The following is a 21,417-nucleotide window of genomic DNA, read 5'->3' on the forward strand; positions in this document are numbered from 1 at the left end:
GACGGCTCGACCCCGCGACGCCTTTTCAATCCGTGAAATCAGATATCCGCGTCTGCGCGAACTGGGAGACCGCTCACGACCGACCGGTGTACGCGCTCGGCGACCGCTGTCCGGCGTGTGACGGCCCGACCGAGAACAGCGCGCCGGCGCCGTTCGGCCCGGAGGACCCCTACGGCGAGTACCGCCGGCGGGCGCGGCGGCGCTCGGAGTAGCGGTCAATCGGTCGAGGACGCGGCGGCCTCACCTCTGCCCTGATCGATCGCGAGCCGCCCGAATAGCCACGCTCTTGTGACCGCCGCCCGGACGGACAGGGTATGGAGGATATCGAGATTGACGAGGTCGCGACGCCGGAGTTAGCTGACCCGGTGTTGATCGAGGGGCTGCCGGGCGTCGGCCACGTGGGGAAACTGGCGGCCGAACACCTGTTAGAGGAGTTCGACGGGGAGCTGGTCCGCCGGGTGTACGCCACGGAGTTCCCGCCGCAGGTGAGCGTCGACGACGAGGGGGTCGCGGAGCTGACCTGCGCCGAGTTCCACGCCGTCGAGACCGACGGCGCCGACCTGCTCGTGTTGACCGGCAACCACCAGGCGGGGTCGAACGCGGGCCACTACAAGCTCACCTCGACGTTCCTGGACGTGGCCGAGGAGTTCGGCGCCGAGCGGGCGTTCGCGCTCGGGGGCGTCCCGACCGGCGAGCTCGTCGACGAGTACACCGTCCTCGGCGCGGTCTCCGACGGTTCCCTCCTCGACGACCTCGAAGACGCCGGCGTGGAGTTCCGCGCAGACGAGCCGGCCGGCGGCATCGTCGGCGTCTCCGGGCTCGTGCTCGGTCTCGGCGGCCGGCGCGGCTTCGAGGCCGCCTGCCTGATGGGCGAGACGAGCGGCTACCTCGTCGACCCGAAGAGCGCGCGCGCCGTGTTGGAGACGCTTGAGACCGTCCTCGAGTTCACCCTCGACTACGAGAGCCTGGAGGACCGTGCCGAGGAGATGGAGGAGGTCGTCGGAAAGATCCGCGAGATGCAGGAGGGACCGGCGGTGCCCGACGACGACCTGCGCTACATCGGTTGAATCGGACGCATTCGCTGGATTCGCCTCGTTTTCTCCGCGGCAGTTCGCTTCGGTTCGGCGACCGGAACCCCCGCTTCCGGCAGAGCTAAACCGCATCCCCGATCATCGTTCGTGTATGTCAGACGTACGCGTAGCCGGGGTCGGGCTCACCCCATTCGGCAGCCACCCGGAGCGCACCGGCCGCGACCTGTTCGGCGAGGCCGCGCTGCGGGCGTTCGAGGACGCGGCGGTCGACAGGGCCGACGTCGAGGAGCTGAACTACGGGAACTTCATGGGTGCGCTCGCCGAACATCAGGGCCACCAAGCGCCGCTGATGGCAGAGGCCGCGGGCGTCCGTTGCCCGGCGACGCGCTACGAGTCGGCGTGCGCGTCGGCCGGCGTGGCGGTCCGCGAGGCGGTCAGGACGGTGGCGGCGGGCGACGCCGACGTCGTCCTCGCGGGCGGGATGGAACGCATGACGAACCTCCCGACCGCGGAGGTGACGGAGGGGCTCGCCATCGCGGCCGACGACCTCTACGAGGTGCGCGCGGGAGTCACTTTCCCGGGCGCGTACGCCCTCATGGCGAACGCCTACTTCGACGCGTACGGGGGTAGCCGCGAGGACCTCGCCCACGTCGCGTCTAAGAACCACGAGAACGCCCTGCCGAACGAGTACGCCCAGTACCGCAAGGAGGTGTCCGTCGCGGAGGCGATGGACGCCCCGCCGGTCGCGGAGCCGCTCCACCTCTACGACGCCTGCCCGATCACCGACGGCGCGAGCGCGCTCGTGTTAGTCTCCGAGGAGTACGCGGCCGAGCACGACCTCGACGCCTCAGTCGCGGTGACGGGCACCGGACAGGGGACCGACCGGATGGCGCTCGGTGACCGCGAGCACCTCGCACGGACGCCGGCCGCCGACGACGCGGCCGACGCGGCCTACGCCGACGCCGGCGTCGAGGCGGCCGACGTCGACGTCGCCGAGGTCCACGACTGCTTCACCATCGCCGAGGTGCTGGCGCTGGAGTCGCTGGGGCTGTTCGAGCCCGGTGAGGGGATCGCGGCGGCCCGCGAGGGCGTCACGACCGCCGACGGCGACCTCCCGGTGAACCTCTCGGGCGGGCTGAAGGCGAAGGGGCACCCGGTCGGCGCCACGGGCGGCTCGCAGATCGCGGAGCTGACCCGGCTCCTCCGCGGCGACCACCCCAACAGCGAGCACGTCTCGGACGCCGAGGTCGGCGTCGCGCACAACGCGGGCGGCACGGTCGCCAGCGCGGTCGTCCACGTGCTGGAGGTGGCAGAATGAGTGGCGACGGCGCGGACGCGGCGGACGCCTCGTCGTCGACGGACCGCGGCTACGCCGAGTGGCTCGACGCGCTCGCCGAGGGAGACGGATTCGCCCTGGTCTGCCCGGAGGGGCACGGCTCCCTTCCCCCGCGGCGGGTGTGTCCCGAGTGCGGCTCCCCAGACCTCTCGCGGGAGCCCCTCGACGAGACGGGGACCGTCGAGACGTACAGCGTCGTCCACGTCCCGTCGCCGCGCTTCGCAGACGACGCGCCGTACGCGACCGCCGTGGTCGACTTCGGCCCGACGCGGCTGACGGGGATCGTCCGCGACGGCGGCGCGGACGACGAGGCGCCCGCGGTCGAAATCGGGGATTCGGTCGCGGTCGGCGTGGGCGAACGGACCACCGACGGCGAGCGGCTCGTCGTCTTCCGGCCCGCGGGCGAGCGCTGAGCGCGATAGCCGACCGACGGGCTCGGTGAGCCGAAGCGGAAACCGGTCTCCGGGTGCGTTTCTGTGCCGAGCGTGTCAACGCCAAAACCGTTATATCCGGGTCGTCGGTAGTCGAAACACATGTCCGACCGCATTACGGTCCTCCTCGTCGACGACGACCCGGACCTCCGCGCGGTCACCGCCACGTTTCTGGAGCGCGAGGCTGACCAGATAGCGGTCGAGACGGCGCCGGACGCGGCCACCGGGCTCGACGTCTTAGCGGAGCGCGACATCGAGTGCATCGTCTCCGATTACGAGATGCCCGGGACGGACGGGCTCGCGTTCCTCGCCGAGGTGCGCGAGCGTGACCCGGATCTCCCATTCATCCTCTTCACCGGGCGGGGGAGCGAAGAGGTCGCGAGCGAGGCCATCTCCGCCGGCGTCACCGACTACCTCCAGAAGCGCGGCGGCACGGAGCGGTACGAGCGGCTGGCGAACCGGATCGTCGAGGCCGTCGAGAAGCGGCGGGCCGAGCGGGAGGCGGAGCAGGCGGTCGAGCAGTTCCGCGCGGTCGCGGAGGGCGCGTCGGACGCGATCGTGTCGATCGACACCGACAGCGTGATCCGGTTCGCGAACCCGGCCGTCGAGTCGGTGTTCGGGTACGAACCGTCGGAGCTGGAGGGCGAGCCGCTGACGACGCTGATGCCCGAACGACACCGGGACCGCCACCGCGAGGCGGTCGAGCGGTACCTCGACACGGGCGAGCGGGGCGTCGATTGGTCGGACGTTCGGTTTAACGCGCTCCACCGCGACGGGAGCGAGATCCCCGTCTCCCTGTCGTACGGCGAGTACCAGGTCGACGGCGAGCGGCGGTTCGTGGGCGTGATCCGCGACGACGGCGAGCGGGAGCGACACCGGGCGTTCATCGAGCATGCGAGCGACGTGGTCGCGGTGCTGTCGAGCGACTGGCGGTTCCGGTACCTGAGCCCCTCCTGTGAGCGCGTGACCGGCCACGCTCCGTCCGACCTGCTCGGCGAGCGGGCGCTGGACTACATCCACCCGGAGGACCGGGAGGCGGTCAGGACCGCGTTCGGCGAACTCACCCCCGGCGAGGATCTCCCGACCGCCGAGTACCGGTTCGAGACGGCCGACGGTGAGTACCGCTGGCTCGAGTCCGTCGGCAGCGAGCGGATCGAGACCGACGGCATCGAGGGGTACGTCGTCACCACGCGCGACGTCTCCGCGCGGAAGGAGCGCGAGCGGACCCTCTCCCGGCTCCGGGAGTGGACCCGAGAGCTCAACTACACCCGGACTACCGAAGAGGCGGCCGAACTGGCGGTGGAAGCGGTCGACGACCTGATCGACGCCGGCCTGAGCGGGATCCACCTGCGCACCGACGACGGGGGCCGCCTCGAACCGGCCGCCCTCGGCCAGTCGGTGCCGGCGCTGTTCGAGACGCAGCCGGCGTACGACCGGGACGCGCCGCCGGGGACGCGGGCGGCGCTGGCGTGGGACGCCTTCGAGGGCGAAGAGTCGGTGGTCATCGACGAGCTGTCGACGTACGAGGGGCTCGACGAGTCCTCGCCCGCCGAGAGCCTCGTGTTGCGCCCGATCGGTAACCACGGGCTGTTCGTCGTCTCCTCCCCGGAGCCGCGCGAGTTCACCGACACCGACGTCCTCGTGGCCGAGATCCTCTCCGGCCACCTCGAGGCCGCGCTCGACCGTATCGAGCGAGAGAGCCGCGTCGAGCGCCTCCACGGCGCCACCCGGACGCTCGTCGGGGCGGAGTCTCGGGCGGAGATCGCGGAGCGGGCCGTGGAGGCAGCCACCGACGTGCTGGGGTTCTCGATCGTAACCGTCCGGGTCCACGACGAGGCGGCGGGCGGACTGGTGCCGTCGGCGGTCTCGCCCGAGGCCGAGGAGCTGCTCCCGGAGCGCGAGACGTTCACACCCGACGGGGAGAGCCTCAACTGGGCGGTCTTCGAGGCGGGCGAGCCGCGGATGTACGACGACATCCTGGCGACCGACGCGCTCGACGCCGGCACGGCGCTCCGCAGCCTGCTGATCGTCCCGATCGGCGAGTACGGGACGATCGCGATCGGCGAGACGGAGCCGGGCGTGTTCGACGGGGTCGACGAGTACCTCGCCGGCATCCTCGCGACTGCGGCCGAGACGGCGTTTCAGGCCGAGGCGCGCACCCGGCGGCTCGCCGAGCGGACCGCCGAGCTGGAGCGGCAGAACGACCGGTTAGAGGAGTTCGCCGGCGTGGTGTCACACGACCTCCGGAACCCGCTGGAGGTCGCGCGCGGCCGGACCGAACTCGCGCGCGAGGAGTGCGACAGCGACCACCTGGCGGCGGTCGAGCGCGCGCACGACCGGATGACCGCCCTGATCGACGACCTGCTCACGCTCGCCCGCGAGGGCGAGCCCGTGACCGACGCCGAGCGGGTCGACCTGGGACGGATCGTCGGCTCCTGCTGGCGGACCGTCGACACTGTGGACGCGACGCTCCGCAGCGAGGCCGAGGGGACGATCCTCGCGGACGAGGGACGGCTCAGGCAGCTGTTGGAGAACCTGATCCGAAACGCGATCGAACACGGCGGCGAGGACGTGACGGTCACGGTCGGCACGCTCCCGGACGGCTTCTACGTGGCCGACGACGGGCCGGGGATCGACCCGGACCGGCGCGAGGAGGTGTTCGACACCGGCCACTCGACCTCGCAGTCGGGGACCGGGTTCGGACTGCGGATCGTCGAGCAGGTTGCCGACGCGCACGGGTGGTCGGTGCGCGCCGTCGAGAGCGAGGCGGGCGGGGCGCGGTTCGAGGTCACCGGGGTCGAGTCCGCGGACTAACCGGATCGAAGCGCGACGGGAGAAACGTTGGGCTCGAACGGTCGGCCTATCGCGGACTCTCGTCAGTCCCGCGTGACCAGTTCGACCTCGTGGCCGTCTTGGTCCTTCGTGAACGCGTAGTTGTGGTCGCACGATTCGGGGTCGCGGTAGTCGGGCGCCTCGCGGGTCATGAGGTCGTCCCAGGCGTCGTCGAGGTCGTCGACGCGCACCGCGACGTGGCCCCAGGCGTCGCCCATCGTGTACTCGCGGCCGTCGTAGTTGTAGGTGAGTTCGAGCTTCATCGCCTCCTGCGGGGCGTCCTCGGGCGCCACGAAGTAGTTCGAGAACGAGTCGGCCTCCCAGCGGCCGGGGAACTCGGCGTACTCGAACTTCCGGGTCCAGTAGCCGAGCGCCTCGTCGGCGTCCTCGACGCGGATCATCGTGTGGTCGATGCTCCACTTCGCGCCGTGGTCGCGCTTGACAATCTCGATCTCGTGACCGTCGGGGTCCTTCACGAACGCGTAGCGGTTCCCGCAGGACTCGGGGTCGCGGTAGTCCTCGACGCCCTCGTCCATCAGCTGGTCGTACGACTCCTGCAGCGCGTCCTCGGGGACGCGGACCGCGATGTGCCCCCAGGCGTCGCCGAGGTCGTAGGTGCGGTCGTCGTGGTTGTACGTGAGCTCTAAGAGGGCGCCGTCCTCGTGGACGTCCTCGGGCCCGAGGAAGACGTTGGTGAACGTGTCCGCCTCCCAGCGGCCCTTCTCCTCGTAGTTCAGGTGGGTCTGGTACCAGTCGAGGCTCTCCTCTAAGTCCTCGACGCGGATCATCACGTGGTCGAAGGTTCCATCCATACGCGAGCGATCGGCCGCTCGGGTCAAAAGCGTACTGAAGCCCGAACCCGTCCCGTGACGACGGACTTGCCGAACTGATACCGCGAGAATTCACGTTTTATTAACGCCGTACGGAGTGGATAGATACGTTTCGATCCCCCATTCCGGACGTTCGCCGTCTTCGAGCGGCGAACGTTCAAATGGCAAACGAACCCACGAGGCCGTCCGCGCCGGACGGCACGACAGCGCAGTATCGCTCGCACACAACACCCCCCGACTCGGGGACGCTCCGACAGATCGCCGCGTTCGCGGTCGGAGCGCCGTTCACGGGGCTCGTCGCGGCCGTCGAGGTGGCGGTCGTGACGGTCGCGCTCGGCGTGCCGCTCTCGACCGCGCCGGTCGCGGTGGGGCTCGCCGCGTTCGCGGTGTACGCCGCGGACCACGTCGCCGACGCCGAGGGCGACGCCGGCTCGACGCCGTTACGGGCGCGGATCGCGCTCCGCTACGCCGATCAGCTGATGGTCGCCGCCGCGGTGAGCTACGGGCTGGCCGTCGCGCTGGCGGCCGGTGCGGGTCCCGCGGCGCTCGCGTTGGTCCTCGTCCCCGGCTCGATGTGGATCGGCTACGCCACCGACTGGCTGCCGACTGCCGGGGATCTCCTCGCACCGCTCGGCGAGGTCTCCGTGCCGCGCTTGAAGGACGTGTTCCTCCTCAACTCCGCGGCGGTCGCGCTCGCCTGGGCGGTCGCCGTCGTCGCCGCCCCGCTCGCGTTCGCCGGCGTCCCCGTCGACTCGGTGGGGACGCCCGCGGTCGGCCTGCTGTTCGCCTACGTCTTCGCCCGCTCGTTCGTCGACGTCGAGGTCCCGAACGTCAGGGACGTGGCGGCCGACACAGCGCAGGGCGTGGCGACGCTCCCCGTCGTGTACGGGGTCACCGGAACGCGGCGGGTCCTGTTCGCCGTCGACGCGGTCGCGGCCGGACTGCTGGCGGCCACCGCCGCGACCGGCGCCGCGTCGCCGCTAGCCATCGCCGCACTCGGCGTCGGTCTCGCGGTCTCCGTGACCGTCACCGCGCTGGCCGACCGGCTCGGCGGCGCGGCGCTCGGCGTCGCGCCGGACGCCAGCTACCTCGTCGCCGGCGCGGTCCTCCTCGCGATCGGCGGGTGAGGCAGCGACGTACACGGCTCCGAGGTGCCCAGCGGCCGATTTTTTCAATAAGACGAATCGATCCGATGAGTTATAAAACCAATGCGCGTAAAAAACGATATGGCCGCGCTGAGTCCCCTGTCAGTCGCCCTCCTCGTCGCGGTGACGGTCGGGTTGGCTGGGGCGATCCTCGCGTGGCGCGAGCGACCGGAGCCGGGCGCGACGTGGCTCGCAGTGCTGCTTGCCGGTCAGGTCTGGTGGGCGACGTTTCTTGTCTTCGAGCTGGAGGCGGCGACGCTGCCGGCGAAGGCGCTCTGGTACGACGTCCAGTGGGTGGGCGTCGTCGCCATCCCGGTCGGCTGGCTCTTCTTCGCGCTGGCGTACACCGGCTACGACCGCTACGTGACACCGTTCTCCGTGGCGCTCGTGTCGGTCGTCCCGGCCGCCACCGTCGCGGTCGCCGCCGCCGGCGACCCGGGCAACCTCCTCGCGGTCGACCGCGTCGTGCGCGAGACCGTCGTCGGGACGTTCCTCGACGTCGTCCCCGGCCCGCTGTACTACATCATCGCGGGGTACACCTACCTCCTCGGCGCGGCGGGGTCGGTCCCCCTGATCCAGCTGATCCGCGACGACGCGCGCCCGTTCCGGGGGCAGAGCGCGGCGCTGCTCGTCGGGACCGCCGCGCCGTGGGCCGGCAGCATCGCGTACCTCTCCGGCGCGATCCCGATCCCCGGGCTCGACCCCACCCCGCTCGTGTTCGTGATCTCCGGGGTGGCGTACCTGCTCGCGCTCTCCCGGTTCCGGCTGCTGACGCTCGCGCCGGCCCCCCGCCGCCGCGCACGACAGCTCGTCTTCGAGCAGCTCCACGACCCCGTCTTCGTCGTCGGCACGGAGGGGCTCCTCGTCGACTTGAACGAGAGCGCGGCCGAGACGTTCGGCATCGACCGGCGCGCCGCGATCGGGGAGTCCGCGTCGGCGGTCGTGCCGCGGTACGACGCGGTCAGCGACGTCGACGCCGAGGGGGACAAGCCGCGAGCGATTCCGATCGTCGGCCGCGACGGCCAGCGACCGTACGAGGTGACGGTACGGGACGTGGTCGACGACCACGACCGAACCACCGCCCGGGTGATCACCTTCCACGACGTCGGGGCGTACCTCGGCCAACAACAGCGGCTCAACGTGCTCAACCGCGTGTTCCGTCACGACGTTCGGACGGAGACCAACCTCATTCAGGGGTACGCCGAACAGCTCCGCTCGGACCCGACCGACGAGCGCGCCCTGTCGATCATCGAGAAGAGCGCCGGACGGATGCTCGAACTCAGCGAGCGCACCCGGACCGCCGGCGAGCTGTTCGACCCGACGGAGGAGTCCGAGTCGGCACCGCTCACGGACGTCGTCGACGAGGCCGTCGCGGAGGCTCGAGCGGCCGCCCCGGACGCCCGGATCGACGTCGGTCGGGTGGCGGCCGTCCCGGTTCCGGCCGTCTTGGAGGTCGTCTTGGGGAACCTCTGTACGAACGCGGTCAGACACAACGACGCGGAGGCGCCGTGGATGCGGATCGACGCCGCGGTCGCGGACGGCTGGGTCGAGGTCACCGTCGCTGACGACGGCCCCGGGATCGACCCCGCCGAGTACGACGTGTTGGACCGCGGCACGGAGACGCCGCTGCGACACGGCAGCGGGATCGGCTTATGGATCGTCAAGTGGGGCGTCGACCACATCGGCGGGCGGATCTCGTTCGACGAGCGCGAGCCGACCGGGACGGTCGTGACGGTCTGCGTCCCGGTCGACCGCTCGGGGACACCGGGAGCCGACCCGGACGGGGAGTCCCCGGATCCGCCCCTCGATGACTCGGCGCCGACCGACGGGTCGGCCTCGCGGGGGCCGCCGCCGAACGCGGGTCGATAGGCACTTGCCTCCGGGCGGCGACCCCGACGTATGGACGCTACGGCCACGACGTATCTCCCGTACGCGCTGCTCGCGATGGGCGCGTACGCGCTCGTCTCCCCGCTGATGCGCGTCGCCACGACCGGACCGAACGCGATCCCGAGCGACGTCGCCGTCGTCGTCTCGAACACGCTGCTCGTCGCCATGGCGGTCGGCGTGATCGCCTACACCGGACAGGGGTTCACGACGCACCTCGCCTCGCCGAAGCTGGCGCACGTGCTCGCCGCGGGCGTATTCCTCGGGATCGGCATCCTCGCGCTGTACCGCTCGCTCTCCCTGGGCCCGGTGAGCGTCGTGACGCCCATCTTCGCGATGTTCCTCGTCTTCTCGTCGGTGATCGGCTTCCTGTTCCTCGGCGAGTCGTTCACGGCACGGAAGGGGCTCGGGATCGTCTTCGCGGCCGCCGCGGTGTACCTCGTCTCGGGCGCGTAGTCGCGGGGCGATCGGGAGCGACGACCCCCGCGATCCGGAACCGTCTGCCGCGTGACGAAACCCCTTTAGCCGCCAGCGGGAAAGGAGCGCACCTGCCGTGTCTCGCCTGCTGGACTCCCTCCGTGCCCTGATCTCTCGCATCCCGAACCCGTTCCGGGCGCTCATCCTCTACATCGGCTTCGCCCTCGCTCGGGCCGGGCTGATCGACCGCCACCGCGTGGTTCGGACCACCGACCTCGCGTGGCCGCGGATCGTGACGGGGATCGCCCGGATGTCGAAGAACGCGGTCGACGTCGCGATGGTCGGCGTCGCGGTCGGCACCAGCGCCGTCGCCGGCGTCGGCTTCGCGGGCCCCTACTGGGGGCTCGCGTTCGCGCTCGGCGGCGGCGTCGCCGGCGGCACCATCGCCCTCGTCTCCCAGCGGTACAGCGCTGAGGCGTTCGTCGAGCTCGGCGACGCCGTCCGGTCGAGCGTGCTCCTCGTGATCGCGATCAGCGTCCCCGTCAGCGGCGCGTTCTGGCTGTACGCCCCGGCGTTCATCGACGTGCTGAGCAGCAACGAGCGAGCGATCGCGTACGGCGCCGACTACCTCCGCGTGGTCGGGCTCGGCGTCCCGTTCGCCGCGCTCAACCTCGTCGGCAGCCGCGTGCTGGTCGGCTGCGACGACGCCTACACCGCGATGCAGGTCCGCGCGGGCGGCGCGGTCGCGAACATCGTCCTGAGCGCGCTGTTCATCTTCGGGTTCGGCTGGGGTGTCGAGGGCGCCGCGGTCGGCACCGTCCTCTCGAACGTGCTCGCCGTCGCCGGCTTCACGGTCGGCCTCGTTCGGGGGAGCGCCCCGCTCGTCGGCGAGTTCCCGGTCGCCATCGACCCGGCCGGCTCGTACCTCAACCCCGGCATGCTCCGCGACCTAATCGAAATCGGCGTGCCGGTCGGCGCGCGCAACCTCGTGTGGACGGCCGCCGAGTTCCCGATGCTCGCCATCCTCGACGTGTTCGGCGAGAACACCGTGGCCGCGTTCGTCATCGCCCGCCGCATCTGGGGGATTATGAACACCCCCGGCTGGGGGTTCGGCCTTGCCTCCTCCAGCCTCGTCGGCCAAGAGCTCGGCGTCGAGCGCCCCGACGAGGCCGAGGCGTACGCCCGCGACATCATCCGCTTCTCGGTGGCGACGTACGCGGTCTCCGCGGTACTCATCGCGACCTTCGCGACCGACATCGTCTCGCTGTTCGCCGAGTCGCCAGACAGCCCGGAGATCCCGATCGCCGTCAACCTCGTGTACGCGGCCTGCGCGGCGGTGATCTTCCAGGGCGTCTCCGGCGGGGCGGCCGGCCCCCTCGACGCCGCGGGCGACACGAAGATCCCCTTCGCGAGCCAGTTCCTCGGGATGTTCTGCGTGTCGATACCCCTCGCGTACGTCGGCGCGCACGACGCGACCCCGGCGATCGATCTTCCGCTGGTCGGCGTCACGATCCCGGAGGTCGCGCTCCCCGCCATCGGGCTGTGGGGACTCTACCTCGCGTTCATGGCCGAGACGACGATTCCCGCCGCGATCAACTACCTGCGGTTCCGCTCGGGCAAGTGGAAGAAGATAAGCGAGGCGTACCGGCCCGAAGCAACCGCGGACGACTGAGGCGGGCGACGAGTCGCTTCGCCGCCTCGCCTCGCGAACCGTATGCGAACGCTGTCTCAGTAGAACAGTGTTGTTCTTAACTACAAGCTGTATGGCAGATGGAACGAGGGGCGAATTCAGACGGTGGAGCGAAACCAGTATTGGATAATGCGAGCAATACTTATGCGCCACCGACGCGTACGTATCAACATGAAAGACTGCGAGAAAGGCCGTCTGTTCGGGGCAGCGCTGATACTCTTACAGGGTGTCGTGACGGCGCTGTTCCCACAGGCGAGCGTCCGCCTCACGAAGAAAATGCTCGGAAAGAACTTCGACAACGCCTCCGACCTCGAAGCGAAGCCGGCGTACATCCGGCAGCTGCGCGCGATCGGCGTGGGCATGATCGCCGCGGGCGGGACCGGGCTGCTCCTTGAGGACGCAGAGGAGCCGGAGGCAGTGGTCTCCGAACTCGCCGGCGCAGAGGCCGACGACGAGGAGTGAACGGCTTTCGGGGGTGCGATCCCGACGAACCCCCAACGAACGGTTTCGAGTCTGGGCGATCACTCCAAGGAGCGTTCACCACCGACTGCCGACCGGCGTTGCGAGTCGCACCGTCGACAACCGAGAACGCCCCGCACGCTTTTGTTCGCGCCCTTAGAGGATACGCTCGTGAACGACGAGCTATTCGAACGCATCCTGGTGCCGATCGCTGGGCCCGACGACGCCGAGGCCACGGCGCGGGCGCTGCGGCCGCACCTCGACTCGGGCACGACGCTCATCGTGACGCACGTGACGCGGGGTGAGAGCGGCGAGACGACGATCAAGACGGGCCGAGACCAGTTCGCGGGAGCGACTTATGATACCTTTTTCGACATCCTCTACCGAGACGACCTCGAGTTCGAGTGGCTGACGCTCGAGGCGAAGGAGGTCGCGGCGGCGCTCGTCGACGCCGTCGGCATGACCGAGGCGACGCTCGTCGCGTTCACCCCCCGTGACATCGACGATTGGAAACGGACGATCACCGGTGACCCGGGCGGCCGCCTTATCAGAGAGGCGGACGTCCCGGTGATGGTGTTCCCGGACCGGCGCGCGTGACGCGCGACCGACGCACAGGCACCTCGAACAGTCGGGGGGAGCGAGGGAGAACTCCACTCCCGCGGTGACCGCCTACCACCGTCTCGGACTGCGGTCAGCAGAGGCGATGCCACGCCACAGCAGGCGTCTCGACGCCTTCCCGGGTCCGAGCCCGCAACCGCTACGATTCGCGCCCGGACGACTCGACGAGCTCCGCGAAGTTGGCGAGTGTGCGGGTGGCGGTGGAGTCCTCGAAGGCCCCGTCGGCCGCCTCCCAGTCGTCGTACTCGTCGGCGATCCGCGGGGTGAATTCGGGGTGATACTGGACCGACCAGACCGGCCGGTCGCGGTGTCGAGTGGCGAAGTACTCGTAGTAGTCCGCACGCCCGATCACCTCCATCCCGTCGCCGAGCTCGGTCACGACGTCGGAGTGAAGGACGGGGACGCTCGGTTCGACGCCGTCGAACAGCGGCTCGTCGGCGTCGAGTTCGGCGTCGCGGAGCTGAAGCCGGGACGTGCCGCTGTCCACGACCTCGCCGCCGAGGGCGGCGTTCAGAATCTGGTGGCCGAAACAGATGCCGAGCGTCGGGACCCCCTCCTCGACGAGTCGGCGCGCGAACCGCTTCTGGGCCCCTATCCACGGCTGGTCGGACTCGTCGTACACGCCGATCTCGCTTCCGCCGATGACGACGCCGTCCACGCCCTCAAGGCTCGGGTCGCCGTCCTCGTGCGGGTAGCGGTACGCGCGGGCGTCGGGGAGGAAGTGGACGATCTCGTCGGCCATGTAGCCGCCGTCGACCGCGTTATTGAGTACCAATATCATCTGGGGTTTATTTAAGAAGAACTGATGTCTTGGTAGTAACATGAGTTTCGATGCCGACGCGGTACGTGCGGACTTCCCCGTGCTCGACCGGCGCGTAAACGGGCATCCGCTCACCTACCTCGACAACGCCGCGACCACGCACACGCCCCGCCAAGTGTACGACGTCTTCGAGGAGTTCTACGCGGGCTACAACGCGAACATCCACCGTGGGATCCACGAACTCAGCCACGAGGCCTCGCTCGCCTACGAAGAGGCGCACGACCGCGTCGCCGACTTCCTCGGCGCGGACGGCCGCGAGGAGGTCGTCTTCACGAAGAACACCACCGAGAGCATCAACCTCGTCGCGTACGGCCTCAGCCAGCACCTCGGCGAGGGAGACGAGATCGTCGCGACGGAGATGGATCACCACGCCACGCTGGTCACCTGGCAGCAGATCGCCAAGCGCACGGGCGCGACCGTCCGCCACATTCCAGTCACGGCCGACGGCCACCTCGACATGGATGCCGCCCGGGACCTCGTTACCGACGACACCGCGGTCGTCTCTGCGCCCCACGTCTCGAACGTGCTCGGGACGATCAACCCCGTCGGGGACCTCGCGGCCCTCGCGCACGACCACGACGCGTACGCGGTCGTCGACGGCGCCCAGTCCGCCCCGACGCGGCCCGTTGACGTGGGAGATATGGATGCGGACTTCTTCGCGTTCAGCGGCCACAAGCTTGCCGGGCCCACCGGAATCGGTGGGCTGTACGGGAAACGAGAGATTCTGGAGGAGCTCGACCCGTTCCTGTTCGGCGGGGAGATGATCCGGAACGTCACGCTCACCGACTCGACGTGGAACGAACTGCCTTGGAAGTTCGAGGCCGGCACGCCGCCGATCGCGGAGGGCATCGCGCTCGGCGCGGCCGTCGACTACCTCGAGGAACTGGGCATGGACGCCGTCCGCGACCACGAGAACGAGCTCGCGCAGTACCTCCTCCGAGAACTCGCCGACCGAGAGTTCGTCCGGACGTACGGGCCCGGCGTCGGCGAGGAGCGCACCGGCCTCGTCTCCTTCAACGTCGAGGGCGTCCACGGCCACGACCTCTCCAGCCTCCTCAACGACCGGGGTATCGCCATCCGCGCCGGCGACCACTGTACGCAGCCGCTCCACGACCGGCTCGACATCCCCGGCTCCGCGCGGGCGTCGTTCTACGTCTACAACACCCGCGCGGACGTCGACCGCCTCCTCGACGTCGTCGACACTGCCCGAGACGACCTGGACGCGTACCTCGCCTCCGACCGCTACCACGATCTCGTCAGCGAACACTACCACCACCCCCGTAACTCGGGCGCCCTCACCGATCCGACGTTCGTGAAGTCCTCCGAGGAGACGACCTGCGGCGACGACGGCGAATTCCACGTCACGATCGCCGACGGCCGTATCGAGGAGATCGCCTTCGAGAGCCGGAGCTGTGCGGTCAGCCGCGCCGTCGCCAGCCTCCTCTCGGAGCACCTCGACGGGATGCCGGTCGAGGAGGTCGCCGACCTCGACGGGTACGTCACCAGCAAGCTCGACGGGCAGTACCCCGACCTCCGACGCGAGTGCGTCGAAGGCCCGGAGGACGTCATCCGGGAGGCGGCCCGCGAGTACGTCCAGAAAAACAGCGCGTAGGCCCCCTACCGCATCGTCTTTCGCGGCTCGGTCACTTCTCGTCTGCGTGCCGGACCTCGACCGCGACCCCCCGTGTCGCCCCCGCCATCTCCGGACCGGACATCGCCGCGCGGCCGACCGCGAACGCCTTCGGGCCCTCGACCACGACCTCGTCGCCCACCCGAATTTCGTCGTCGGCGTCGACGACGCCGGGCGCGAGGACGGAGCCGCGCGGGACGAACCCGTCGATCTCGACCCGCTTCGTCGGCGCGTCGCTCTCGACCCAGCGGCGCGCGCCGTCGAGGGTGAAGGAGAGCGTGCCGTACTGCGGGACCATCGTCGCCAGCTGCTCGCCCGGCTCGCCCTCGCGGCCCGCGTCGGGGTCGTCGCCCCACACCTGGAGCTTCGGGTAGCGACCGGTGGTGCGCACGTCGGCCTCGCCGCCGTACGCCCCGGCTCCGTCGCTGCCGTACGCGCCGGTTCCGTCGCCGCCCGCGCCGAGTCCGCCGAAGAGATCGTCGCCCGCGCCGTCGCCGAGCAGGTAGTCGGCGATGGCGCGGACCGTGTTGTGCTCGCGCTCTCGCTTGCTGTAGGCGGGCTCGCCCTGAAGCGCCGCGTTCAGTTCGCCGAGGGACTCGTCGGTCGTCGGGTGGTCGACGCAGGTGTACTCGAAGTCGAGGTCGACCGCGCCCTCGACCCGCTCGCAGATCTCGCGGTAGCCGTCCTCGGGGACGTGCGCGATCACGCGCGAGTAGTCGTTGCGTTCGAGGTACCGGCGCAGGACTTCCGCGACGAACCCGATCTCGTCTCCGCTCCAGTCGCCGGTGACCACGGAGTCGTAGTGTTGGGCGGGATAGGTCGTCTCCAGCTCCTGGGGCACCACGCCGATCGGCGAGGTCATCGAGACGGTGTGGCCGCGCCACTGGATCGCGTCGTGGAACTGGCGGTGGCTCTGTGAGTCGCTGTACGGTTTGGTGGCCGAGCAGGGGACTAAGACGAGCGGCTGGTCGGTGAACCGATTCCGGTACCGGCTCGTGACGCGGTCGGCGAACCGCCGGATCTCGACACGGTCGAGCGTCTCCGCCGACGCCGCCGTCACCTCCGCGTCGCGCATGAGCGGCGTGCGTTCTTCGAGGTACACCCACTGGTCGTCGAACTCGCGGAACGCGGCCGTGAGCCACCCCTCGTGGCGGGCCTGTCCTTCGATGTAATCTCGCAGGCGGCCGCTCCGGATCCGCTCGCGGACGCGGCGGAGTTCGGCGCGGAGGGCGTTGACGTTGTGGTCGGCGCAGTCGGCGCGCGTGAACTCCTCGCGGGGTTTCGCGCAGGCGGGACAGGCGCAGGGCAGCTCGTCGAGGTCCTCGAGGAAGTGCTCCGCGTCGACGGTGAGGTACATCCCCTGCGTGCCCTTCGTCCGCGCGAGCGTTTCGTCGACGAGGTCGACGCCGGCGTACGCGAGCAGCGCGACGTTGCGGGGGGTCGCGACGCCGGAGAGGCCGAGCGCGGCGTCCGGCGGCAGGCGTTCCTTCGCGCGGACGACCGCGTCACGGAACGCCTCGCCGTGGCCGACGAACCCCTGCGCGTCCGAAAGGAGGTACGCGTCGGCGCCGAGGTCGCGGGCGCTCCGGCTGTCGACGACTGCGGCTGAAGGGAACTCTGCGTCGGGATGGTCGACCGCGAACGACTCGCGCACCTCCTCGCGCGTGCCGGCCGGGAACGATCGGTGCGGTAACACCGTGAGGGCGCTCTCGTCGCCGTCGGGCACCTCGCGGTCGCCGGCCCAGAGGCTCCCGGCGTCGTCGAGGAACGGGTCCGCGAGCGCCGGCGTCGTGACGGGGTCGGCGAGGCGGACCGCCCCGAGGCGGGCGGCGCCGTCGCGCTCGTGGACCTCGAAGTAGTCGGTCATACCACCACTCGCGCGGGGACGGTCAATTCTCTTGTGTTCCGCGGTCGGGGGCCGACGCGGTACGGGCCCGTATCGATGCCCCGCCGCAACTGTTAGGCGGAACGCGGCCGAGGGATCGATATGGACTCGACCGGCCCGTGGGACCGTGACCGCGTCGACGAGTTCCTCGCCGACGCGCGCGTCCCGGTCCGCCTCGGCTGCCGCACGCCGAGCGACCGCCCGTGGATCGTCTCGCTGTGGTTCGCGTGGGACGCGGACGCTGGAAGCGCCTCCGACGAGCCGACCGGCGCGATCCGCTGCGCGACGAGCGCAAACGCCGACCTGGTCGAGTTCGTCGAGCACGACGACGAGGTCTCCTTCGACGTGTCGACGAACGACCCGCCGTACAAGGGAATACGCGGCCGCGGCCGCGCGACGGTCGTCCCCGACGAGGAGAAGCGGCTCCTCCGCTCGCTCCTGACCAAGTACCTCGGCGGGACGGACAACGCGACCGCCGAGAGGCTCCTGCGCCCCGAGCGCGACGAGGTCGAGATCCGGATCGAGCCGGAGCGGCTCCACGCGTGGGACTACACGGAGCGCATGGGGCCGGCGGAGGAGTGATTCGAGCGCGGGCGGGCGGTCTCGGCGCGGTGCGCGTCGCTCTCCGCGAGGCGATCGTTTAAGCGGTCGCCGGGCCACCCGGACGTATGAGCGTTCTCGACAACGACGAGTACCGCGCGTTCCGCCGCGACCTCCACCGCCACCCGGAGCCCGCGTGGCGCGAGTTCTACACCACCGCCCGCATCGTCGAAGAGCTCCGCGAGCGGGACCTGACGGCACTCCACGTCGGCCCCGACGCGCTGGCGACCGACGAGCGCCTGAACGTTCCCGACGACGAGGAGCTGGCGGAGTGGGAGGAACAGGCCCGCGAGGCGGGCGCCGACCCCGAAATCCTCGAACAGCTCTCGGGCGGCTACACCGGCTGCGTCGCGGTCGTCGAGCGCGGCGACGGCCCCGTGGTCGGCCTGCGCGTCGACATCGACGGCCTCCCGATCACGGAGTCGGAGTCGGGCGACCACGTCCCGGTCGGGGAGGGGTTCCGCTCCGAACACGAGGGGTTCATGCACGCCTGCGGCCACGACGCCCACGCGACGATGGGGCTCGGCGCGCTCGATGCGGTCCTCGACTCCGACTTCTCGGGGACGCTGAAAGTGTTCTTCCAGCCGGGCGAAGAGCAGGTCGCCGGCGGGAAGCCGATGGCCGAGTCGGGGCACCTCGACGACGTCGACTACCTCTACGCGGTCCACGTCGGCTTAGATCACCCCTCCGGCGAGGTCGTCTGCGGGATCGAGGGGTTCCTCGCGGTGCGACACTTCCTCGCGGAGTTCACGGGCGAGCCCGCCCACGCCGGCGCGCGCCCCGAAGAGGGCCGGAACACGGTTCAGGCGATGGCGGCCGCGATCCAGAACCTCTACGCGATCCCGCGGCACGCCGACGGACCCACGCGGGTGAACGCCGGGCTCGTCGGCGGCGGCACCGCGACGAACATCATCCCCGAGGAGTCGTACATCGAGGGCGAGGTGCGCGGGCAGACGACGGAGCTCGCGGAATACATGTCCGACCACGCCGACCGTGTCCTCGACTCGGCCGCCGAGATGCACGACTGCGAGGTCGACGTCTCCACGCTCGGGGAGGCGCCCAGCGCGACGAGCGACGACGCGCTCGCTGAGCTCGTCGGCGAGTCCGCGAGCGACGTCTCCGGCGTCACGAGCATCGTCGACAGCGACGACCTCGGCGGCTCCGAGGACGCGACGTTCCTGATGAACCGCGTCCAAGAGCAGGGCGGCCTCGCCTGCTACCTCGGCGTCGGCACCGACCACCCCGGCGGCCACCACACGAGCGACTTCGACGTCGTCGAGGACGACATCGCGATCGGTATCGACGTGATCTCCGGCGCGATCCGGCGGGTCGCCGAGACGCGACCGTAGCGATCTGGAGCGCTTTTCTGACCAGTATTTAAAACGCCTTCGACGACTTTTATAAACGAATGCGGTGGCGCGCGCCTCCGAGCGGCCGCCCTCGGCGGCCGCGAGGAGCGCGTGCGAGGGACGCCGCGAACGCCCGCAGGGCGTGAGCGGCGAGGCTGGGGAGGTGTGAGGTGCGGTAGCTGTGGGGGGTGGGACTCGAAGGGGCAGCCGCGAGGTGGGCGCAGGCGACGCAAGCACCGCAACGAGGGAGCGGTAGCGACCGAGTGAGGAGCGCAGCGAGCGTGCGCCCACCTCGCGGCTGGGGCTTCGGAAGTGTCGGTATCGATCGGACATTTATAAGCAAAAGCGTACGGCCGAGCGGCTGGGGCTTCGGAAGTGTCGGTATCGATCGGACATTTATAAGCAAAAGCGTACGGCCGAGCGGCTGAGGCTTCGGAGGTGTCGGTAGCGATCTGCGATTTATAAGCGAAAGCGTCCAATCCTCGCGGACGGCCAGTACGCTATCCACGCACCGCGTACTCGACTCATAACGTCAGGTGCGAACTCGACGCCGGTCCCTCGTCGTCGCCGTCGTCGTCCGGCAGCCCCTCGTAGAGGTACGTGAGGTCGTCGTCGGTGAGGAACACCGCCCCGTCGCGAACCTCGATATCGATCGAGCGCAGCTCTGTCCCCGCGGCCTCGCCGTTGTCACAGAAGCCCTCACACGTATCGAACGCCGAGCCGTGCTTCGGGCAGACGACGGAGCCGCCCCGCGTCACGGCGCCCACGCCTTCGCGGTGGAGCCGTTGGTTCTCGTGCGTACAGCGGTTGATCCACGCGCGAACTGGCTGGCTCTCATCCACACCCTCCTCGGCCGCCCCACCGTCCGGCTCGTCGACACAAGGAACGAGAAACACCTCGCGGTCCTCGTCGCCCTCGCGGGCCGTAAACGCCCACGACCCCTCTTCCCGAACTGTCTCGACGGTGGTGAGTCGGTACCCGCTCACGGCCTCAGTACTTCGCGTCGGCGCCGGTCGTCTCGTACACGCGGTCCATGATGTCGTCGCGCTCGCGGGTCCAGTTGGCCATCGCGGCGGGGCTCGTCGGGTACTCGTCGTAGTGGCCGATCAGCTCGTCCGCCAGCGACTTCGTCTGGTAGAAGTTGCGGATCGTCCCCCAGTAGCCGAACGACTTGACCGCGGCCTTCACCTTCAGTCCGAACGACATCGAGGTCGACCCCTCGTACAGCGCCTCCGCGAGCTTCTCGCCCGGCAGCGACGCGAGCAGGCCCATCAGGTCGTCGACGTCGACCGCGGTCGAGAGGACGTTGTACACGTCGAGGCCGGCGTAGCGCCCGCCGAAGTGGTCCATCACGCGGGTGTTGTACCGCCAGAGGTTCTCCTCGCTCACGTCGCCGTCCGAGATCGCCTTCACCGCCTGCTCGCCCGCGTACTTGCCCGCGTACGCCGCGCCGGCGATGCCGCCGCCGGTCGTCGGGTTCACGTGGCCGGCGGCGTCGCCGACCGCCATGTACCCCGGCGCGACCGCCGAGTCGTAGGGGCGTCGCGTGGGCAGCGCGGCGCCGAGCTTGTCGCGCACCTCCGCGCCCTCGAACTCGGGGCGGTCCCGGAGGTCCTTCTTCAGCGACTCGACGAGCTGCATCGGCTCCTCGGTCATCTGGAAGCCGAGCCCGGCGTTGATCTCCGTCGCCGTCCGCGGGAAGTACCAGAGGTAGCCCGCGGCGCGGTCGGTCGCCTTGAACACGAGGGCGTCGTCCCACTCGACCGGCTCCGGGACCTCGACGATCTCGCGGTACGCCGAGCAGAACTGCGAGTACCGGACGTTCGTGTCGAACGTCGTCTCCTCGAAGTCGGCCTTGTCCTGGAGCAGCGAGAGCGAGCCGGCGCCGTCGATCACGACGTCAGCCGCGTACGTCCGCGGCTCGCCCTTCCGGACCGCGTGGAGGCCCGTGACGCGGCCGGTCTCGTCCTGAAGCACGTCGTTGATGACGGTGTCGTAGTGGAAGTCGACGCCCGCATCCTCGGCGCCGGCGATGATCTGGCGGCCGTACTCCCAGCGGTCGATGACGGCGAGCTCGCCGGGGACCGGGATCTCCAGGATCGTGTCCTCCTGCGGGATCTCGAAGCGGCCGTGGTCGACGCCCGTGTTCGTGAAGGCCGGCTCCAGGCGCGATTTCGGGATCGCCTCGGGGAACGCGTCGGCCCCCTTCAGGGCGTCGCCGCAGGCGATGTGGCCGGCCTCCTCAGCGTCCTTCCGCTCGACGATGACGACGTCGAGCCCCTCGTTCGCGATCGTCGCGGCGGCGTAGCAGCCGGCGGTCCCGGCGCCCGCCACGACGACGTCGTACTCGTCGATATCCATTACCGGACCGTGTCGTGCGCCCGGCAAAACTCTTTGCTCCCGTTTCGGTCGGCCTCGCGGGGACGCATTTCTCGGCGGCCCGCCGTCGGACGCGAGCGT

19 protein-coding genes are annotated in these 21,417 nt (G+C 70.1%); 14 read left to right on the forward strand and 5 right to left on the reverse strand.

Annotated elements, in window-relative coordinates:
* Positions 1 to 32: 32 nt before the first annotated feature.
* The 5 genes from ACOZ35_RS05495 (at position 33) to ACOZ35_RS05515 (ending at position 5,612) form a co-directional block, all read left to right on the forward strand.
* Complete coding sequence (locus ACOZ35_RS05495) at positions 33 to 212, forward strand: RNA-protein complex protein Nop10 (protein WP_004595878.1); 180 nt, start codon at positions 33 to 35, stop codon at positions 210 to 212.
* Between the two features lie 102 nt (positions 213 to 314).
* Positions 315 to 1,067, forward strand: a complete 753-nt coding sequence (locus ACOZ35_RS05500) for a proteasome assembly chaperone family protein (protein ID WP_424015434.1) — start codon at positions 315 to 317, stop codon at positions 1,065 to 1,067.
* A gap of 115 nt (positions 1,068 to 1,182) precedes the next feature.
* On the forward strand, positions 1,183 to 2,349 hold the full coding sequence (locus ACOZ35_RS05505) for a thiolase domain-containing protein (RefSeq protein WP_424015435.1): 1,167 nt from the start codon (positions 1,183 to 1,185) through the stop codon (positions 2,347 to 2,349).
* Positions 2,346 to 2,780 carry a Zn-ribbon domain-containing OB-fold protein gene (locus ACOZ35_RS05510; protein ID WP_424015436.1) on the forward strand — a complete coding sequence of 145 codons (435 nt, stop codon included), beginning with the start codon at positions 2,346 to 2,348 and terminating at the stop codon, positions 2,778 to 2,780. Before ACOZ35_RS05505 ends, ACOZ35_RS05510 begins: the two co-directional genes overlap by 4 nt.
* A 120-nt stretch (positions 2,781 to 2,900) precedes the next feature.
* Positions 2,901 to 5,612, forward strand: coding sequence for a PAS domain S-box protein (locus ACOZ35_RS05515; RefSeq protein WP_424015437.1), 2,712 nt, complete (start codon positions 2,901 to 2,903; stop codon positions 5,610 to 5,612).
* A gap of 62 nt (positions 5,613 to 5,674) precedes the next feature.
* Here ACOZ35_RS05515 and ACOZ35_RS05520 read toward each other — a convergent pair whose 3' ends face one another.
* Entirely contained in the window at positions 5,675 to 6,442 is a 768-nt protein-coding gene (locus ACOZ35_RS05520) for a VOC family protein (protein WP_424015438.1), read from the reverse strand.
* Between the two features lie 179 nt (positions 6,443 to 6,621).
* On the opposite strand from ACOZ35_RS05520, the gene ACOZ35_RS05525 reads away from it, so the two are divergent.
* From ACOZ35_RS05525 to ACOZ35_RS05550, 6 genes are all read left to right on the forward strand, one after another.
* Positions 6,622 to 7,587 carry a UbiA family prenyltransferase gene (locus tag ACOZ35_RS05525; protein WP_424015439.1) on the forward strand — a complete coding sequence of 322 codons (966 nt, stop codon included), beginning with the start codon at positions 6,622 to 6,624 and terminating at the stop codon, positions 7,585 to 7,587.
* A 99-nt stretch (positions 7,588 to 7,686) separates the two neighbouring features.
* Entirely contained in the window at positions 7,687 to 9,474 is a 1,788-nt protein-coding gene (locus tag ACOZ35_RS05530) for a histidine kinase N-terminal 7TM domain-containing protein (RefSeq protein WP_424015440.1), read from the forward strand.
* 30 nt (positions 9,475 to 9,504) lie between these two features.
* On the forward strand, positions 9,505 to 9,945 hold the full coding sequence (locus ACOZ35_RS05535; RefSeq protein ID WP_096393129.1) for an EamA family transporter: 441 nt from the start codon (positions 9,505 to 9,507) through the stop codon (positions 9,943 to 9,945).
* Between the two features lie 97 nt (positions 9,946 to 10,042).
* Positions 10,043 to 11,578, forward strand: coding sequence for an MATE family efflux transporter (locus tag ACOZ35_RS05540; RefSeq protein ID WP_424015441.1), 1,536 nt, complete (start codon positions 10,043 to 10,045; stop codon positions 11,576 to 11,578).
* Positions 11,579 to 11,767: 189 nt separating this feature from the next.
* Entirely contained in the window at positions 11,768 to 12,058 is a 291-nt protein-coding gene (locus ACOZ35_RS05545) for a hypothetical protein (RefSeq protein ID WP_424015442.1), read from the forward strand.
* A 168-nt stretch (positions 12,059 to 12,226) separates the two neighbouring features.
* On the forward strand, positions 12,227 to 12,652 hold the full coding sequence (locus ACOZ35_RS05550; RefSeq protein ID WP_424015443.1) for a universal stress protein: 426 nt from the start codon (positions 12,227 to 12,229) through the stop codon (positions 12,650 to 12,652).
* 160 nt (positions 12,653 to 12,812) lie between these two features.
* On the opposite strand, the gene ACOZ35_RS05555 is transcribed toward ACOZ35_RS05550, so the two are convergent.
* Positions 12,813 to 13,454, reverse strand: coding sequence for a type 1 glutamine amidotransferase (locus tag ACOZ35_RS05555; protein WP_424015444.1), 642 nt, complete (start codon positions 13,452 to 13,454; stop codon positions 12,813 to 12,815).
* Between the two features lie 40 nt (positions 13,455 to 13,494).
* On the opposite strand from ACOZ35_RS05555, the gene ACOZ35_RS05560 reads away from it, so the two are divergent.
* A complete protein-coding gene (locus ACOZ35_RS05560; protein ID WP_424015445.1) occupies positions 13,495 to 15,105 on the forward strand; it encodes a SufS family cysteine desulfurase in 1,611 nt (536 codons plus the stop codon).
* A 31-nt stretch (positions 15,106 to 15,136) separates the two neighbouring features.
* Here the strand turns inward: ACOZ35_RS05560 and arcS are convergent, their stop codons facing one another.
* Complete coding sequence (arcS, locus tag ACOZ35_RS05565) at positions 15,137 to 16,990, reverse strand: archaeosine synthase subunit alpha (protein ID WP_424015446.1); 1,854 nt, start codon at positions 16,988 to 16,990, stop codon at positions 15,137 to 15,139.
* A 120-nt stretch (positions 16,991 to 17,110) separates the two neighbouring features.
* On the opposite strand from arcS, the gene ACOZ35_RS05570 reads away from it, so the two are divergent.
* Positions 17,111 to 17,590: a pyridoxamine 5'-phosphate oxidase family protein gene (locus ACOZ35_RS05570; RefSeq protein WP_424015447.1), complete on the forward strand. Its 480-nt coding sequence runs from the start codon at positions 17,111 to 17,113 to the stop codon at positions 17,588 to 17,590.
* Between the two features lie 86 nt (positions 17,591 to 17,676).
* Positions 17,677 to 18,957: an amidohydrolase gene (locus ACOZ35_RS05575; protein WP_424015448.1), complete on the forward strand. Its 1,281-nt coding sequence runs from the start codon at positions 17,677 to 17,679 to the stop codon at positions 18,955 to 18,957.
* 524 nt (positions 18,958 to 19,481) lie between these two features.
* Here the strand turns inward: ACOZ35_RS05575 and ACOZ35_RS05580 are convergent.
* Both ACOZ35_RS05580 and ACOZ35_RS05585 read right to left on the reverse strand, forming a co-directional pair.
* Entirely contained in the window at positions 19,482 to 19,943 is a 462-nt protein-coding gene (locus ACOZ35_RS05580; RefSeq protein ID WP_424015449.1) for a Rieske (2Fe-2S) protein, read from the reverse strand.
* 4 nt (positions 19,944 to 19,947) lie between these two features.
* Entirely contained in the window at positions 19,948 to 21,318 is a 1,371-nt protein-coding gene (locus ACOZ35_RS05585) for a geranylgeranyl reductase family protein (protein ID WP_424015450.1), read from the reverse strand.
* Positions 21,319 to 21,417 lie beyond the last annotated feature (99 nt).

The sequence above is a fragment of the Halorubrum xinjiangense genome (assembly GCF_049604745.1).
Lineage (GTDB): Archaea > Halobacteriota > Halobacteria > Halobacteriales > Haloferacaceae > Halorubrum > Halorubrum xinjiangense_A.